Here is a 16658-nt window from a genome sequence, read left to right on the forward strand (position 1 = left end):
CCCGAACGACTGGCAGGTCGGCCAGACCGGCAAGGTGGTCGCACCCGATCTCTACATTGCCTGCGGCATCTCCGGTGCGATCCAGCATCTCGCCGGCATGAAGGACTCGAAGGTTATCGTCGCGATCAACAAGGACGAAGAGGCGCCGATCTTCCAGGTCGCCGACTACGGCCTGGTTGCCGATCTCTTCGACGCCCTGCCGGAGTTCGAGAGGGTTGCAAGCGTCTGACGATCGCATCGTCAGTCCCAGTCCGAAAGCAATACAATGGCCGGCTCCCCGCCGGCCATTGCCTCATTCCGCAGCGTAAGCCCGTTCGAAGCCGGGCTCGCAGTCTGTAATCGCCGTGTCGCGGCGATAGAGCTCGCGGCCGTCGCGGCCGAGTTCGCGCGCGGCCTTGTGACCGCTGTGCACCGCATGGGCGATGGCGCCGGGGGCGAGCGCGTCGCCGATGGTCGTCACGCTGGCAATGCCTGCTGCCTTCAGATCCGCCTGACGGACGTCCAGAACCTCACGCAGCGCGCTGCGGGGGCGGCGCAGGCCGACGATCAGGATGGCGCGACAGTGCACGCTGATTTCTTCCCCGGTGAAGACCTGGGCGAGCGTGGCCGTTTCACCGTCGAAACCGATGAGCAGATGCAAGGTCGTGACCGGGATTCGGCGGCGCAGAAGTGCGCGATGCACCAGCGGCAACTCGTTGGTCATGATCGTCCAGGCGGATGCCTGGCCGGCGGGCGTCACATAGGAAACGCTCAAGCCCCTGGCCGCCAGATGCTCCGCCAGCGCGCCGCCGTAATAGTAGTTGTCGAAATCGAAGACCAGCACCGGTCCCTGCGGCAACCGCCCGGCGGCGATGTCATCAGGCGTATAGATCTCAGGATGATCCAACTGGCCGACCGGGATTTCCAGTGGCGAATAGAGCATGCGGGTCCATTCGGCACCCGTCGCAAGCACCAGGTGGTCGGGCGCAATCTCGATGATGTCGTCGATGCCGAGCGGGCTCTCCAGATACATCGATACATGAGCAAGGTCGGCCAGGCGGCCGAGGCGATAGTCGACGACGCGGTTCCAGGCGGCAAGGCCGGGCAGGGTCTTTTCGAAGGTCAGCCGCCCACCCCAACCCGTGCCAGCATCGGCGATGGTCACGTCGTGCCCTTGGCGCGCCGCCGTCAACGCATATTCGAGCCCGGAGGGCCCACCGCCGACAATCAGGATCTTCTCGCGCTTCTGTGCCGGCTCCACTCGTTCCGGATGCCAGCCGCGACGCCATTCCTCGCCCGCCGTTGGGTTCTGCGTACAGCGCACGGGCACGCCGTCGTGCCAGCTCGAAATGCAGATGTTGCAGCCGATGCACTCGCGGATTTCGTCGACGCGGCCCTCCTTGATCTTGTTGGGCAGGAAGGGGTCGGCGATCGAGGGGCGGGCGCCGCCGATCAAGTCGAGCACGCCGCGACGGATCTGCGAGACCATTGTGTCGGGCGAGGTGAAGCGGCCGACGCCGACGACGGGCTTGTCCGTCATGCGCTTCACGAAATCGATCACCGGTTCATGGCTGCCTTCGCCGGTGAAGCGCGAGGCGGAACAGTCCGTCGGACTTGAATCCATCTTCACGTCAAAGAGGTCGGCATTGTCGGACAACAGCGCGATCAGTTCATGCGCTTCGGACTGCTGATGGGTGCCCGGCCGCGCGCGCAACTCCTCCAGGCTGACGCGGAGCGCCACGGCGCAATCGCCGCCGACCGCATCGCGGGTCACATCCAGCATTTCCCTGACGAAACGGATGCGGTTCTCGATCGAGCCGCCATATTCGTCGGTGCGGTGATTGTACTCGGGCAAGAGGAACTCGTAACCGAGATAGCCCATGCCGGCATAGACATAGACGATATCGAAGCCGGCGCTGCGCGCCTTGCGCGCGCCTTCCGCCTGCCAGCGCAAGACGTCGCGGATATCGGATCTGTCCATGATGCGCGGGCGCAGATTGCCCATGAAACCGACATGCGTCGCCATCCACGGAATGCCAGAGGGCGACAGCGGCGGCAGACGGCTTGCCCGGTTCATCACCGCGGCACCACCGTGCCAGAGTTCCACGCCGGCGAGCGATCCGTGACGGTGGACCGCCTCGGTCATCATCGCGTGGGCGCGAATGTCGTTCAGGTCCCAGAGCGTCGCGAAGGGCAGCGGGGTGTCGTCCGAGCTTGGGTCGATGGAGCAGGCGCCCGTGCAGACGACGCCCCATCCACCTTCGGCCTTTGTCTCGCGGAAGGCGGCGCGCACCCGTGGCAGCGCATTGGTCATGCCGCTTGCATGCGGCACCTGGTAGAAGCGGTTCGGCGCCGTGACCGGACCGATCCGCACAGGTTCGAACAGCACATCGTAGCGAGAATCCCGCGTCATGCCTTCAGCCCTCGTTCCTCGCCCGCCACGGTCTGGTGGGTCATTGGCAACAGGATAGGCCTGGAGTTCGCCGTTTCGCAAGAGAAATTATAAGATCGTATAATATTGAAAAATATCTCTGTTTAACAACATGATATTGGGGCATACGGCCGATAAAATCTTGCTGAAGATTCTCGGCGGATGCAATTGACGCTTGCCAACAGGCGGCGAAATCGCGCACTGCTGGGCGGGCAACAGGCAGAGGCACATTGGCAAGGAAAGTCGCAGCGAAGGGCAGGGCGCGTTTCCGTCGGGAAACGCCGGAAGACCGCCGCCGGCAACTCGGCGAAGCGGCGCTCCGCTGCATCGTCAAACACGGCAATGCGGGTGTCTCGGTCCGCCAGATCGCGGCCGAAGCGGGCGTGACGCAGGGGTTGATCACCCACCATTTCGGCGAGATCAACGAGCTCGTCGCATACGCCTTCGACATCATGGCAGAGGGTCTTTTGCAGTCTCTGCTGAAGGCCGTGGAAGACGCGGAGCCCACACCGCAAAAACGACTGGACGCCTTCATCAACGTGTCCTTCTCGCCCATGCTGTTTGACCGGGATGTGCTGGGCGTCTGGGTCGTGTTCTGGGGCCTTGTCCTCCATTCGCAGCGGATGAGCTCTTCCCAGCAGAATGAATATTCCGGCTATGTCGCTGCAGTCGAGGGCCTGCTTGCCGATCTTGCCGCTGACGAGGGCTTTGCGATCGCCGACATCCGCCTGACCGCCGTCGCCTTCACGGCCCTCCTCGACGGCCTCTGGCTCGCCTGGTGCCTCAACCCCGCTTCGTTCAAGCCTGATGAAGGCGCGCAGCTTTGCCGCAACTGGGTGGAGGGACTGCGACGCGGCGCCTATGCCTAGCGGCTTCGAAAGTCTCGGCAGGTCCATTCGCTAGTTTTCGCCAGCTGCCACGTCAAAAAAAGTCTTCGCAAGCATTGTTCTATGTTTGTTGCCGCTGCGTGCATTAGGATATCATGATGTATCAGATCGTGGTTTCGAGCTTCGGCCGGTGAGGGGCCGATCTGAAAATCGGGCTCGGCGTTGCCTGGAGCGAGGAAGGGATCCAGCGGCGTCGCGTGACGACATCATCGACATTGCCCGGTCGCCGGCGCGGCCGGACAGGTGAGGCGCGAGGCGCCTAATTGCGACCGGCTGACGCCTTCCGTGGCTACGTCCTCCTAAGACAGCATCTCTAGACTGTGTTTGCGGATAATCGAGAGCAGCTTGAATGCGGGACCGCTCGGCCGCTTCGCGTCGGTTTCCCGCTTTTGCACGGTCGATTTGCTGTGCGGACACTACGCCGCTTTCCTAAGCATCACCCCCAAGTAAGGGGATCCAAGCGAAGATAGAAGGCAAGGCGTTCACGATCAGGAGCGTCGATCCCCAAACTTGTGAACAGGATATCGAAAGCGCGCTCTGCTTCATCGGGGCAAGTCCAGCTCCCGTCGGCGTTGGCGATCATCAGCGCCAAATCTGCATAACGGTCCGCTTTTCCAAGTCGGCCAAGGTCAATCAGACCCGTGCATTGGAGTGTCTCGGCGCTTACCATAAAATTCGGCATGCAGGGGTCACCATGGCAAACCGTCAATTCGGTGCTTTCTTGTTCGAGACGTACCGTTAGCTCGCGTTCGATCCGAGCCAAAAGATCGGGCTGCGGCGTATGCTTGTCCTCGTCTGGTAAGAAGTCAGGATTAACGGCATTGCGGGAAACCACATCGACAGCGCGCGCGAACATTCCTGACAACCTACGCTCAAACGGGCATTCCTCCAGCGACAGGCTGTGAACAGCGTTAAGTTGCGCCACCATCGACGGCCATGCCTTGAGCAAGTGGGCTCCTGAAAGATCTGCGGCCGGCACTCCGGGGATTGCCGTCATCACCAGGCATGCGCCTTCCTGTTCTTCCCGCCAACTGATGACTTCGGGACAAGCCACGCCTCGGCCTTGTAGCCAAATCAGTCGGTCGCGCTCCTCGGCAAGTTCGGTGTGGTGAGCTGCAGGAGCGATCTTTGCGAATGCCTGCGCATCGGCACGCTGAAAAACGATATTGCCGGATTCTCCGCTTCTGACCGGCACCCAGCTCGAGTGTAATTTTTCTAGAAAGACAAACGCCAGATCCAACTGAGGCTCCTTTGATATGGCTGTGAATCAGTGAAATTCTCCCTCGAAGGGATCGTCAGGCGCAAATCTCGCGCCTGCTGAATCTCTCATCGAAATACACCTGCGAAACCTGCCGCTTGAGGCTCGACGCCGTATGTTCGACGCTTTGCTAAAGCCTTGCGGCCAGGTGTTTGGCGCAACCATTCGGTCCGGTGTTGAAACGGTGTGCGCTTAGGATGGGCTCCAGCTCAGCATTGGAGCGACATAATGTTACTCATCGCGTGCGAATGACCTTGAAGATAGCGCAATGCTCCTCCGCGCCGTACCCTGCCTCCGCGGCGTTGCGAAAGAGATCAGCAGCAAAATCAGGAAACGCGGAACTGATATTCAAATCATGCGCTATCTGGACGAGCCGGGATATGTCCACACCAACCGACCTGATGGTGCTTTGAGGATCAGCGAACCTGTTCGCTTCAATGGCTCGACCCATATGGCGCACATCATCAGCGAACATTGGTGACAGGGCAGCGATAGCTTCGCCAAACTCAGCGACGTCCATTCCTTCTGCCGCGTACATTGCCGCACCATGGCTGAAGCCAATCCAGTGTGCGGCAAAATAGGAGAGCGCCGCATTGAAGAGAATCTTTGCGCGGCCGATGTCGGTTCCGACGTGAGAAAGATTTGGAGCCAGCAGCTGCAAGATAGGCGCGATCGGGGTTAAGACACTTTCCCGTCCGGCAATAACAATCGATGCTTCGGGTCCGCCGATCTGATCGGGCCAGGCCGAAATCGCCCCGTCAAGATAGCTTCCTCCACGGGACTCCACCCATTTCTCGAGATGACGCGCTTGCTTCGGTGTGCCCGACGTGAGTTGGACGAGGGTCTTTCCTTCAAGAAAACCAGTTGAGTGTGCTTCATCAAGGACGATCGATGTTGCAGCGTAGTCTGACAGGCAAACGACGAGCGTGCTGCTGCTGGCAACAGCAGCGGCTGGCGTGTCCGCCTTCAAGGCACCGATGCGCTCCAGAGCGCCCGCTTTGCCTTGGCTTCGATTCCAAATGGTGACGCTCTTGCGGGAAGTCAAAAGTGCCTTGGCGAGCGCATTGCCCATGCGCCCTAGTCCGATCACGGCTACGTCACTCATCACGTCACCCTTGACTAAGTTATTACATATTGTAACTTACAGATTGTAAGTTTCAGGGCAAGAGGGAAATGTGAAGCTCAAGAGAGATATGCGCCGCGAACAGATGCTCGATGTCGCGATGGAAATCGTTCGCAATCAGGGTGCCGATGAACTGACGCTCGGGACCTTGGCTGCAAAAGCAGGGGTCAGCCGCCCAATTGCTTACGAACACTTTTCTACCCGGGCCGGCCTCCTGGTGGCGCTGTTCAAACGACTGGAGGACAACTATGTCCACTGGCTCCGCTCTGCTCTTCGCGAAGCGCCAACCGAACTCACCGCCGTAGCCGACATCATCAGCAATGCGTACTTCAAGTGCCTTGCTCAGTTTGGTCCAGAAGCTCTCGCAATCTCCGCCGCACTCAAAGGCACAGAGGAGATGGCGGCTCAGCAACGCCTCATGCGCAACGTATACGTCGAGCTGATGTGTGACGCGCTGTGGCCGTTCTCCGACCTAGAAGATGAGCGCTTGCGTCCTGTATGCGTCGGTCTTCTAGGCGCAGCGGAGGCCCTTGCCTCCGAGGCACAAGCCGGGGGGATATCCCAGCAGATCGCTACGTCTGTATTAACGTCACTCATCGTAAAGGCTGTGGCTGATGGGCCCCATAAAGCTCGGTGACGTTCCTGTCGGCTCGCTGGCGGGCCGGTTCTGTCACGCAAGCTTTCAATCACCGAAGGTTCGGATGAAGCATTTTGACCGATCGAGGCCATTACGACCTCAATAGCCTTCGCGTCCCCGCCGTCAACGCCCGAACTTCCTGGCCCCGTCAGAGATGTTCAACTCGTTGATGGGCGGCGATCAATCGCCGCCCAGGTGGCCGAAAAGGCCGATGCGCTCTTCAGGTCTGACCGCTACGGGCGTCGACCGGCAGGCTGGCTGCGGTGCCATCCGCGCGCGCCAGGACGAAATTGTCGAAGTTGGCGATCGAGGCGCAGGAGTGGTTGGGGAATACCCGCACGCGACTGCCGAGCGGCAGGGCGCGCCCGGAATGGGGGACGAACCCGTGTTCCTCGGACAGACGCTCGAGCGTCCACATGCCGGTTTCGCCATCGCCTTCAGCGCTGACGACTGTGCCGAACCCTGCGCCACCCATGCCATGCGCGCCGCGATCTGAGCTCATGGACTTCGAACCAGCGTCGATGATGAAGTGCGCGTCGTTGGACGCAACGACGCGGGCGACGACTGAAAGCGCGAGGTCGTCGGCTCTGCAGATGCCAAGTCGAAGGGCGGTGCCGTCCAGAAAGACGTAGTTTCCGGGACGGATGTAGTCGACTCCCTGGGGCAGCGGTGCACCGAGGCAAGTCGGCGTTGCGCCGACGGAAATGCAATCGACGGCGACTCCCCGTTGTCGAAGTCGGTCGGCGAGGCCGGCGAGGGCCTCCGCCTCGTCGTGGGCGATCTTGGCCAGGGCATGGGGCTCCGGAGCCGCGTATGCATGTCCGGCGTGCGAAAGCAGTCCGGCAAATCGCAGGCCAGAGGCGCCGGCGATCCGAGCGCACAGTTCAGGTGCTGCCGGGTCATCGGGTTTGAGGCCGACGCGGCCGAGGCCGACGTCGACCTTGAGGAACACGCCGATCTCGACGCCGTGCCGGCTGGCGGCTTCCGACAGAGCATCCACACCTGTTTCGCTCGCCGCAATCGTGCGCAATTCCACGGCCCGCGCCTTGACCATAGGCAGAAGACGATCGAGCGACGCGGCGCGCACGATGGGATAGGCCAGAATGATCGATGGGATCCCGGCTTCGGCAAAGACCAGCGCTTCGCTGGGCTTGGAGGCGGTGATGCCGCGCGCGCCTGCGGCCAGCTGCTGCCGGGCGATGTGGAGGCTCTTGTGCGTCTTCACATGCGGAAACATTGCCACGCCGGCTGCATCGGCGCGCTGCTGCATGGTCTTGATGTTGCGGGTGAGCCGTTTCTCGTCGACCTCGATATAGGGTGTCGGTCGCTCGGCGGCCGCTGGACGCAGGAACCCTGCGGCCTTTGCCTCGATTGTGCTGTCGCGGATATCTGTCGATGCAATGCTGGCAGCGCTCGCAGCCGGTTGTGTCACTTCGAAAGTGCTCATGTCGGGATACTCTGATCTGGAACGGAGTGTTGCGGCCGTTGTCAGCCGGTTGCGGCTTGCCGCACGTAGTGGGTCGATGAGATCTGCCGCATAGGCAGTTCACGAGGAACGAAGTCCGGCGCACGCACCGCACTCGGTATTTCGTCGGACATCGGCTGGCGCCCTTCCGGACGGCGCGTCGGGTCGGCAATCGGCACCGTCGATAGCAGCTTGCGGGTATATGGGTGCTGCGGATTGCCGAACACGGAACGGCGATCGCCGATCTCGACGATTTCGCCGAGGTACATGACCGCAACTCGGTGAGCGATGCGCTCGACCACCGCCATATCGTGGCTGATGAACAGAAGGGCGATCTGCATCTCGCGCTGCAGGTCCATGAGCAGGTTGATCACCTGCGCCTGGATCGTCACGTCGAGCGAAGCGACCGCTTCGTCGGCGACGATGAGACGCGGCTTGAGCGCAAGCGCCCGGGCGATGCAGATGCGCTGGCGCTGCCCGCCGGAAAATGCATGCGGATAGCGCTCGAGATGCTCAGGCGAAAGCTCGACCTTTGCCAGAAGTTCGGCGGCGTGAGCGCGCATGTCCCCGGTCGAACCCAGCTTGTGAACCTGCATCGGATCCATCAGCGATTGCTCGATCGTCATGCGCGGGTTGAGCGAAGAAAACGGATCCTGGAAGACCATCTGCGCTTCGCGCCGAAATCGCGCGAGGACTGGGCGCGGCGCGCCGATCAGCTCGGTTCCATCAAAGCGGATGGAGCCAGAGCGCGGTCGATCGAGCTGCATGAGCGAGCGTGCGACCGTCGACTTGCCGCAGCCGGATTCACCGACCAGTGCCAGGGTCTCACCAGGAAAAATGTCAAAGGAAACGTTCTCCACCGCGTGCACCCGGCCGGAGACGTGGCCGAAGAGCCCGGCCTTGAGATCGAAGCGGGTCACCAGGTTTCGCACCTCGACCAGTGGGCGAGGGGCCTCCGTCATATGAGCCGGCGCATTCATTCTGTCGCCTCCGCGGGCTGCCGCTCCGGTTCGAACACCAGCAGCGGAAATTTCTCCGGCGCATCCTTGTCGGCCATGCTGCCGAGGCGCGGCACAGCGGAAATCAGGGCGCGTGTATAGGCATGCTTCGGCTTGGCGAAGATGTCGTAGACCGAACCCGTCTCGACGATTTCACCCTTGAGCATCACGCAGACCCGGTCGGCGACTTCCGCAACGACGCCCATGTCGTGGGTAATGAACAGCACCGACATGCCGATTTCGCGCTGCAGGGCGCGAACCAGATCGAGGATCTGCGCCTGAATGGTCACGTCGAGCGCGGTCGTAGGCTCGTCGAGGATCATCAGCGACGGGCGGCAGGCGAGCGCAATGGCGATCATGACGCGCTGGCGCATGCCGCCGGAGAGCTGGTGAGGATATTGGTCGAGCCTGCGTTCCGCATCGGGCACACGCACCAGCTTCAGGGTGTTGAGCGCGATCTGGCGCGCTTCCTGCGGTGTTTTGTTCTGGTGATGGATCACCGCTTCGGCAATCTGGTCGCCGACGGTAAAGACCGGGTTCAGGCTGGACATCGGGTCCTGGAACACGATCGAGATGTCCGCGCCGCGAAGGGCTTCGACCCGCTTTTCCGACAATGTCGCGAGATCGGCGACCTTGCTGTCCTTCAAGCGCATCAGCACCCGTCCGCCGGTGATCGCCGCGCCGTCATATTCCGTCAGCCGCATGATCGTCATGGCCGTCACCGACTTGCCGGATCCGGACTCGCCGACCAGCGCGACGGTCTCGCCGCGCGAGATGCTGAAGGAGACGCCCCGCACGGCACGCAGCTGGGAGCGGGTACCGGCCGCGAAGGAAACCTCAAGGTCTTCCACGGACAGGATGACATCCTCGGCCAGTTCAGGGGGCGCGGATCTAGACAGGAACATCAGCACATGGACCCGATTTCGAGGGGACGTTGCCCTGTCAGGTCTCGCAACGGGGTTGCATCCTGTCAATATGCTCGGGTGGCGGAGAACGCCCTCCGCGGCAGTCGGTCAGTGCCCGGGCGGCACGCGATCGGCTTCGGTCCGCGCAACAAAACCGAGTGAAATCAATGTATCACGAATGCGGCAATCGAAACTATGCGCTTTCTGCATCGTTCCGCCTGTCTTCGCATATGGCCTCGATCGGAGTATTTCGGTAATCGCGATGCCTCAGGCGGCGTCGATGCCGGCATCGAACCCGGTTTTGTACTGCGGCAGCGCCGCGCACTGTTTCAGATGCTGCCACAACCCATCGCTGTCAGGACTACCGGGACCGGCGCGCCTGAAGATCCGGATTTCCATTTCGAGCGACATCTGCGGCCCGCCGATCTGGACAAGGCGGCCCTGCCGCATGGCTTCCGCCACGCAGATCTGCGGGAGCCACGCTACGCCGCGCCCGGCAACGGCCATGTGCTTCAGGCCGTCGGCCAGGCCCGACTGATAGACGGTGCTGAGATTGAGCGGACGGCGCCATCGCGACTGGATCAAGGTCGCGAGCTTGCCGATATAGCCGTCACTCCAGGAGTAGGCGAGGTAGGGGATTTCCGTCGTTTCGGACACGTCGATGTCGAACAAGGGCCGGCCATTCTCGTCGGTTCCCGACACCAGAATGAGCCGGTCCTTGCCAATCTGCAAGGATTCGAACGGGCCGCCTTCCAGCACCGGCGGCCCGTCTGGATGCACATAGGTGATGGCGAAATCGCACTGACCCGAACACAGGTGGTCGATGCTTTCAAGGAAGTCGGCGGCGTGCATACTGGTGCGAAGCGGGATCCGCGAGATCAGCGGCGATCCGATCCATCTCGGGAAAAAATACATCGCCAGCGTGTGCAGCGAGGTAAAGGTCAGCATGGCCGAGCTTTCGCCCGCGACATTGCGGCAATCGGTGCGCAGCCTGTAGGCCTCGCGCACAAGGCGCTGGCAACCGGGCAGGAACATCGTTCCCGCCCGTGTCAATTGCACGGGATAGGTGCTGCGGTCGATCAGATCAGCGCCGATCCAGTTCTCCAGCGACTTGATCCGGCGGCTGAAGGCCGGCTGAGAAATGTTGCGTGCCGTCGCCGCCGTCGAGAAATTCCTTGTCGCGGCAATTTCCAGAAAATCTTCAAGCCATTGCAGTTCCATGCCGGCCCTCATGCGTGATTTGCATAGTCTATCCTAATTACACATTGGACAGACCTGCAAGGGCTCTTCTAGCCTCCCCTTTAACGAGAAGAAAACTTCCGCCTCCACCAAATGGGAACAACGATGAAACGCACCTTAGCCCTAGCTCTCTGCTTGGGGCTCGGCATCGCGGCTGCGCCCGCTATGGCCGAGACCAAAAACCCCGGCACTTTCGTCTTCATGTGGACCGACGACATCCAGTCGTTCGACCCTGCCTATATCGCCAACACGCCGAGTTCCTATGGCTCGCTCAACATCTACAGCCGTCTTTTGAACTTCAACGGTTCGAAGATTTCAGAGTTCGTGCCTTCGCTCTCGACCGAGGTGCCGTCGCTCGAGAACGGCCTCATCAAGCAGGGCACGGACGGCTCCGTCAGCTACACCTTCCCGATCCGCAAGGGTGTATTTGCCCACAAGGTCGGGATCAAAGGCGCTGACGGTAAAGTCACCTGGGAGTACTACGACAAGCTGACCGACGCCCAGAAGGCGACGATCGAGCCGGGATACGGCCAGATCACGCCGGAGGACGTGCGTTATTCGCTGCTGCGCGCCATCCTTCAGGGGCAGTCGTGGATGTCGAACGCCATCACCGAGGTGATCACCGCAGGCAAATACACCGACATCGCCAAGTGGGTTGAGACCGAAGGCAAGGTCAAATCCATCAACGACGCCACCCCCGAGATCCTGCGCACGGTCTATGATCAACTGGCGTCGCAGATCGTCGTCGATGGCGACAACGTCACGCTCAAGTTGCCCAAGTCGTTTCCGGCGACGCTCGGCGTGATCGCGTTGCCCTTCGGCACTTCGGTTGTCGACAAGGAATGGGTTGCATCGGTCGGCGGTTGGGATGGGTCGGGCGACACCTGGAAGGCCCATTACCGTCCGGAACTCGGCGCCAATCCGCTGTTTGCGGAAGAAAATGGCGCCGGGCCGTTCATGCTCGAGGAATGGGATCGGACCGACCGGCGCATCACCCTGAAGCGCTTCGACAATTACTTCATGGGCCCCGCCAAGCTTGAGCGCGTGGTCATGCGCACCGTGCCGGAATGGACGACGCGGCGCCTGCAGCTTCTGTCCGGTGATGCCGATTTCGTCACCGCCCCCGTCGAGTTCATCGACGAGCTCAGCAAGACCGAAGGCGTAAAGGTCATCGACGGCCTGCAGAAGGTGTTCTCGCGCGGCATCTTCTTCGCCTGGCCGCTCGACGATAACGACAATCCGGCCATCGGCAGCGGCAAGCTGGACGGTGCCGGCATTCCGCCGGATTTCTTCGCCGACATCGACGTGCGCAAGGGTTTCAACTATGCGCAGAACTACGATGCGCTGCTCACTCAGGTGCTTTTAAACAAGACCGTGCAATCGCGCGGCCCGACGGTGCGTGGCATCATGGGTTATCGCCCGGACTCGCCTGTTTACAGCTACGATCCCGCCAAGGCCGAGGAACACTTCAAGAAGGCGTTCGGCGGCAAGCTCTGGGACACCGGCTTCGCTTTCACCGCCTATGTGACCGAGGGCTATCCACAGCTGACGGCCGCACTCTCGGCGCTCCAGCAGGGCCTGTCGCGCATCAATCCGAAGTTCAAGATGCAGATCCAGGCGCTGCCCTGGGCATCGGTCTCGGACAAGCTCAACAACCGCGAGAAGCCCGCCGCACCCTTGACGGTGATGGGCTGGGGGCCAGACTATTCCGACCCGGGCGGTCCGCTCGGTGCAGCCAGCTACTACCTCTCGCCCACCGGCCTCGTCGGCGGCATGGTCGGCCAGGGTTACCGCGATCTGATGGCCGAGAAGTTCAAGCCGCTGCTCGATGAGGCATGGGCTTCGGTCGATCCCGCCGTGCGCGAGCCGATCTACGCCAAGCTGCAGGAAATGTCCTACGAATACGCCACCACCCAGTTTCTCTGGGAGGACTTCGGCTACGTCGTCACCCGCAGCAACATCGATGGCTATGTCGACAACATGATCCTGTACGGCGCCTGGGACTTCTACCCGGTCACCAAGGCCAACGACTGATTGGCCAGGGCATGCCGGGCGCCAATCTTGCCCGGCATGCCCTTGTTTCATTTTCCCTGAAATCGGAACATGTGAACCGTGCTGAATTACGCACTCAGACGACTGATGATGCTGCCGATCGTCCTCTTCGCACTGTCGTTGATGATCTTCGCGCTGCAGATGTCGCTTTCGCCGACGCAGAGACTGGCGGCCTATGCGCCGTCGCCCGATTATCTCAAGGGTGGCCAGGAAAGCATTCGCCGGATGATCGAGCAGTATGGGCTCAATGATCCTTTCTATCTGCAATATGGTCGCTGGATTGGCGGCGTTCTGACCGGCAATCTCGGCTGGTCGGAGACCGCGCGCCAGCCGGTGTCGACGGCGCTGATGTCCCTGTTTCCGGCGACGCTGGAGCTGGTCGTGTTGGCCTTCGTGCCATGTCTGCTGCTCGCCGTCTACCTCGGCTCGCGCGCCGGTATCTACCTGAACCGCTGGCCGGACCACGTCATCCGCATCTTCACCATTCTGGGATGGTCTTTCCCCGTCTATGTCTTCGGCCTGCTGATGCTCTTGATCTTCTATTCGGCGCTTGATTGGTTCCCGCCCGGGCGGCTGAGCCAATGGGCCCAGACCGTGGTCAGTTCCGGAGACTTCGTGCGCTACACCGGCGCCAACACGATCGACGCGCTGCTCAACGGCAACCTGGCGATCTTCGGCGATGCGCTGCGCCACCTCGCAGCACCCGTCATCACGCTGACCTATGTCAACGTCGCCAGCATGACGCGGGTGATGCGCACCTCGATGCTGGAAACGCTGCGCCAGGATTACGTGCGCACTGCCCGTGCCAAGGGCCTGCCGCGCCGCGTCGTCGAATTGCATCACGCCAGGCGAAACGCGCTTCTGCCGCTGGCGACCATCGCCGGCATGGAGCTCGCCGTGATGATGGGCGGCGTAGTCATAACCGAGACCATCTTCGACTATGCCGGCCTCGGCCAGTTCGCCGCCAAGACCGCTGCCAATCTCGACTTTCCCGCGGTCCTCGGCTTCGGCCTCTATTTCGCGGTCGTCCTGGTACTGATGAACCTGGTCGTCGATCTCATCTATCCGTTGCTTGACCCGAGGGTGAAGACGCAATGAAGTATCTTCGTTACCTCGCGCGAAATCCGGTGTCGCTGTTCGGCGTCGCGATCCTGCTCGCTTTCGTGCTGATCGCCGTCTTCGCCCCCGTCTTGGCACCGCCACAGAGCTTCCAGCTCTCGCCGTACGACACGCCGCGCGCGGGTTTCTTGGCGACGCCGCAACCGCCGTCGCCGGAGGCCGTGTTTGGCACGACACAGGGCCAGTACGACATCTTCTATGGCGTCGTCTGGGGTACGCGCACGGCATTCAAGATCGGGCTCGGGGTCGTGGCGATCTCTGTGCTGATCGGCACGGTCGTCGGCGCTGTCGCGGCCTACTACGGCGGCGTCGTCGAGGAAGTGCTCATGCGCATCGTCGACGTATTCATGGCCGTGCCCTTCCTGATCGCCGCCATGGTGCTGACGGCGTTGCTCGGCAAAGGCATCGTGCCCATCACCATCGCGCTGACGACATTCGGCTGGATGAGTTACGCCCGTATCGTTCGAAGCGAGATTCTGAGGATCCGCGAGATGGACTACATCCACGCAGCCAGGAGCTATGGCGCGAGCGATCTCAGGCTGATCGTGCTGCACATTCTGCCCAATGCCATGTTCCCGGTGCTGGTCCTCGCGACGATGGCGACCGGTTCCATGGTGCTGTCCGCCTCGGCGCTCAGCTTCCTCGGCGTCGGTACCGAAGAAGGCTATGCCGACTGGGGCCAGTTCATCGCCTATTCGCGCAACTGGATCGTCGGCCAGCCCGGCAACCCATTCCAGTTCTGGTACACGCTGGCCTTCCCCGGCGCGGCCGTCTTCCTTTTCGTGCTGTCGTGGAACCTGGTGGGTGATGCGCTGCGCGACATGCTCGACCCACGCCACGCCCATTGAGATCCAATCCCTTTACGACCAAGGAGCATTTTCCATGTCCTCTCTGTCTGCTGCTTCCATCGAGCTGTTCGAGGATCTGATCCGGTACGAGGTCGAGGATAAGGCGATCCCGTCGATCTCCTACGCCCTCGTCGACCGCGACGGTGTGCTTGCCGAAGGCCATATTCAGCGCCATGACCGACATTTCGACATGGGCAAGGACACGTGCTTCCGCATAGGCTCCATCACCAAGACCTTCACTTCGCTGGCGATCATGCAACTGGTCGAGAAGGGCCTTGTCGACATCGACGTCGACGTCTCGACCTATCTGCCCGGTTTCAAGCCGGACAACCCGTTTGCTGGCGCTCAAGGCGGGCCGTACGGTTCGGTCATCAGCCTGCGCAAGCTGATGACGCATACGGCTGGCATCGTGCGCGAGCCGAAGAGTGGCCATTATCTCGACGCCACCCGGCCGCCGCTCGAAGACACCGTCAACGAACTGGCAAGCTCGACCTTGAAGCAGGATCCGAGCCTCGGCGTGATGCACTACTCCAACGCCGGCATCGCCGTCGTCGGGCGGGTGATCGAGACCGTGACCGGCCAGAGCTATTCGGACTATGTCGCCGCCAATATCCTGAAACCGCTCGGCATGGACAGTTCCTCCTGCGGGATGGCGCCCGGCATTCGCGAGCGGCTCGCGCCTGCCGACATGTGGACGCTCGACGGCGATACGCCGGCGCCGGTGTTCAGCCTGGGCGGCTCGCCGGCCGGCAACATCTTTTCCACCACGGGCGATATGGCACGCTACGCCCAGTGCCTGCTGCGCGGCGGCTTCGACGCTGAGGGCAATTCGATCATCTCGCCGGCGTCGCTGCGCGAGATGTGGACACCATTCGGCAAACGTCCGGCCGGCCACGACAGGACACTGAACGGCTATGGCCTGTGCTTCGGCTCCGGCGATGTCGACGGTTGGACGTCGGTCGGCCATGGCGGCGCCGTCTATGGTTATGCTTCGCAGATGATGCTTTTGCCTGCCGCTGGCGTCGGCGTGCTGATCTTTGCGACCCTTGATTTCGCCAATCAGATCGCCTCGCGGCTCGGTGTCGACGGCGTGCGCATCGTTCTTGCCGAGCGCAGGATGGGCACGATGCCGGAGCGGACACAGCGTCCGCCGGAGATCGCCGAGGAGCAGTTCAAGGCCTTGCCGGGCTATTACCGCGACGACGCCACGCAGGAGATCGTCGAGGTCAAATCCACGGACGGCAAGGTCTACTTGATGGGCGAGGGCGTTCCGCACCGGATCCGTCCGGTGGCCGGCAACGATTTCGTCATCGACGGTCGCATCTACGGCCGCGGCGCGGACTATGCCCATATGACCCTCTCCTTCCCGGCAGACGGCAAGCTCGTTTGGCGCGATACAAGCTGGACACGCATAGAGACGCCTGAGGACGAGACCGTGCCCGACGCCGTCGCGCCGCATCTCGGCGAATACGGGCCGGACTTCAACATCACCTACCTGACCTACAGCCATGGCGGCCTGAAGTGCCTGATCGAATACTTCTGCACGCACACATGCGAGCCGGTCGGAGAGGGGCGCTTCCGCATGCATGGACGGCTTTACGAAGACGAGATCCTCGAACTCGACGCGGTCGACGACAACGGCAAGCGCGGCATCCGCGTCGGGCCGATGTTCCTGGAGCGACGCAGCCCATCTCAGGCCGAAGCGGCGTGACCCAAT

General features: G+C 61.8%; 12 protein-coding genes and 3 pseudogenes. 8 read left to right on the forward strand and 7 right to left on the reverse strand.

The features are described 5' to 3' along the window. Positions 1 to 229 (forward strand): electron transfer flavoprotein subunit alpha/FixB family protein (locus VGO12_RS14565; RefSeq protein WP_327513464.1); only part of this gene is annotated, 229 nt, incomplete at its 5' end. A gap of 63 nt (positions 230 to 292) precedes the next feature. On the opposite strand, the gene VGO12_RS14570 is transcribed toward VGO12_RS14565, so the two are convergent. After that, positions 293 to 2392 carry an FAD-dependent oxidoreductase gene (locus VGO12_RS14570; protein WP_327513465.1) on the reverse strand — a complete coding sequence of 700 codons (2100 nt, stop codon included), beginning with the start codon at positions 2390 to 2392 and terminating at the stop codon, positions 293 to 295. 248 nt (positions 2393 to 2640) lie between these two features. Here VGO12_RS14570 and VGO12_RS14575 point away from each other — a divergent pair, with 248 nt between their 5' ends. Both VGO12_RS14575 and VGO12_RS14580 read left to right on the forward strand, forming a co-directional pair. Continuing rightward, complete coding sequence (locus VGO12_RS14575; protein ID WP_327513466.1) at positions 2641 to 3279, forward strand: TetR/AcrR family transcriptional regulator; 639 nt, start codon at positions 2641 to 2643, stop codon at positions 3277 to 3279. A gap of 124 nt (positions 3280 to 3403) precedes the next feature. Continuing rightward, positions 3404 to 3544, forward strand: a pseudogene (locus VGO12_RS14580) (LysR family transcriptional regulator); the annotation flags it as partial. 52 nt (positions 3545 to 3596) lie between these two features. Here VGO12_RS14580 and VGO12_RS14585 read toward each other — a convergent pair. The 3 genes and pseudogenes from VGO12_RS14585 to VGO12_RS14595 all read right to left on the reverse strand — a co-directional run. Then, positions 3597 to 3704, reverse strand: a pseudogene (locus VGO12_RS14585) (transcriptional regulator); the annotation flags it as partial. A 29-nt stretch (positions 3705 to 3733) separates the two neighbouring features. Beyond that, entirely contained in the window at positions 3734 to 4537 is an 804-nt protein-coding gene (locus VGO12_RS14590) for an APH(3'') family aminoglycoside O-phosphotransferase (RefSeq protein WP_327513467.1), read from the reverse strand. A 253-nt stretch (positions 4538 to 4790) separates the two neighbouring features. Continuing rightward, positions 4791 to 5660 carry an NAD(P)-dependent oxidoreductase gene (locus VGO12_RS14595; RefSeq protein WP_327513468.1) on the reverse strand — a complete coding sequence of 290 codons (870 nt, stop codon included), beginning with the start codon at positions 5658 to 5660 and terminating at the stop codon, positions 4791 to 4793. Positions 5661 to 5730: 70 nt separating this feature from the next. Between VGO12_RS14595 and VGO12_RS14600 the strand changes: the two genes are divergently transcribed. After that, positions 5731 to 6315: a TetR/AcrR family transcriptional regulator gene (locus tag VGO12_RS14600; RefSeq protein ID WP_327513469.1), complete on the forward strand. Its 585-nt coding sequence runs from the start codon at positions 5731 to 5733 to the stop codon at positions 6313 to 6315. 220 nt (positions 6316 to 6535) lie between these two features. Here VGO12_RS14600 and VGO12_RS14605 read toward each other — a convergent pair whose 3' ends face one another. From VGO12_RS14605 to VGO12_RS14620, 3 genes and pseudogenes are all read right to left on the reverse strand, one after another. Next, positions 6536 to 7762: an alanine racemase gene (locus VGO12_RS14605; protein WP_327513470.1), complete on the reverse strand. Its 1227-nt coding sequence runs from the start codon at positions 7760 to 7762 to the stop codon at positions 6536 to 6538. A 41-nt stretch (positions 7763 to 7803) separates the two neighbouring features. Further along, positions 7804 to 9683 (reverse strand): annotated as a pseudogene (locus VGO12_RS32225) (ABC transporter ATP-binding protein). 267 nt (positions 9684 to 9950) lie between these two features. Next, the gene (locus VGO12_RS14620) at positions 9951 to 10904 is read right to left on the reverse strand and encodes a LysR family transcriptional regulator (protein WP_327513473.1); all 954 of its coding nucleotides are present in this window, start codon (positions 10902 to 10904) and stop codon (positions 9951 to 9953) included. A 183-nt stretch (positions 10905 to 11087) separates the two neighbouring features. Between VGO12_RS14620 and VGO12_RS14625 the strand changes: the two genes are divergently transcribed. The 4 genes from VGO12_RS14625 to VGO12_RS14640 all read left to right on the forward strand — a co-directional run bounded on the left by VGO12_RS14625 (position 11088) and on the right by VGO12_RS14640 (position 16652). After that, positions 11088 to 12956: an ABC transporter substrate-binding protein gene (locus tag VGO12_RS14625; RefSeq protein WP_327513474.1), complete on the forward strand. Its 1869-nt coding sequence runs from the start codon at positions 11088 to 11090 to the stop codon at positions 12954 to 12956. 78 nt (positions 12957 to 13034) lie between these two features. Next, a complete protein-coding gene (locus VGO12_RS14630; RefSeq protein ID WP_327513475.1) occupies positions 13035 to 14072 on the forward strand; it encodes an ABC transporter permease in 1038 nt (345 codons plus the stop codon). Then, positions 14069 to 14941, forward strand: a complete 873-nt coding sequence (locus VGO12_RS14635; protein ID WP_327513476.1) for an ABC transporter permease — start codon at positions 14069 to 14071, stop codon at positions 14939 to 14941. Before VGO12_RS14630 ends, VGO12_RS14635 begins: the two co-directional genes overlap by 4 nt. 34 nt (positions 14942 to 14975) lie before the next feature. Further along, the gene (locus VGO12_RS14640; protein ID WP_327513477.1) at positions 14976 to 16652 is read left to right on the forward strand and encodes a serine hydrolase; all 1677 of its coding nucleotides are present in this window, start codon (positions 14976 to 14978) and stop codon (positions 16650 to 16652) included. Positions 16653 to 16658 lie beyond the last annotated feature (6 nt).

The organism is Ensifer sp., from assembly GCF_035999135.1.
Taxonomy (GTDB): Bacteria; Pseudomonadota; Alphaproteobacteria; order Rhizobiales; family Rhizobiaceae; genus Ensifer.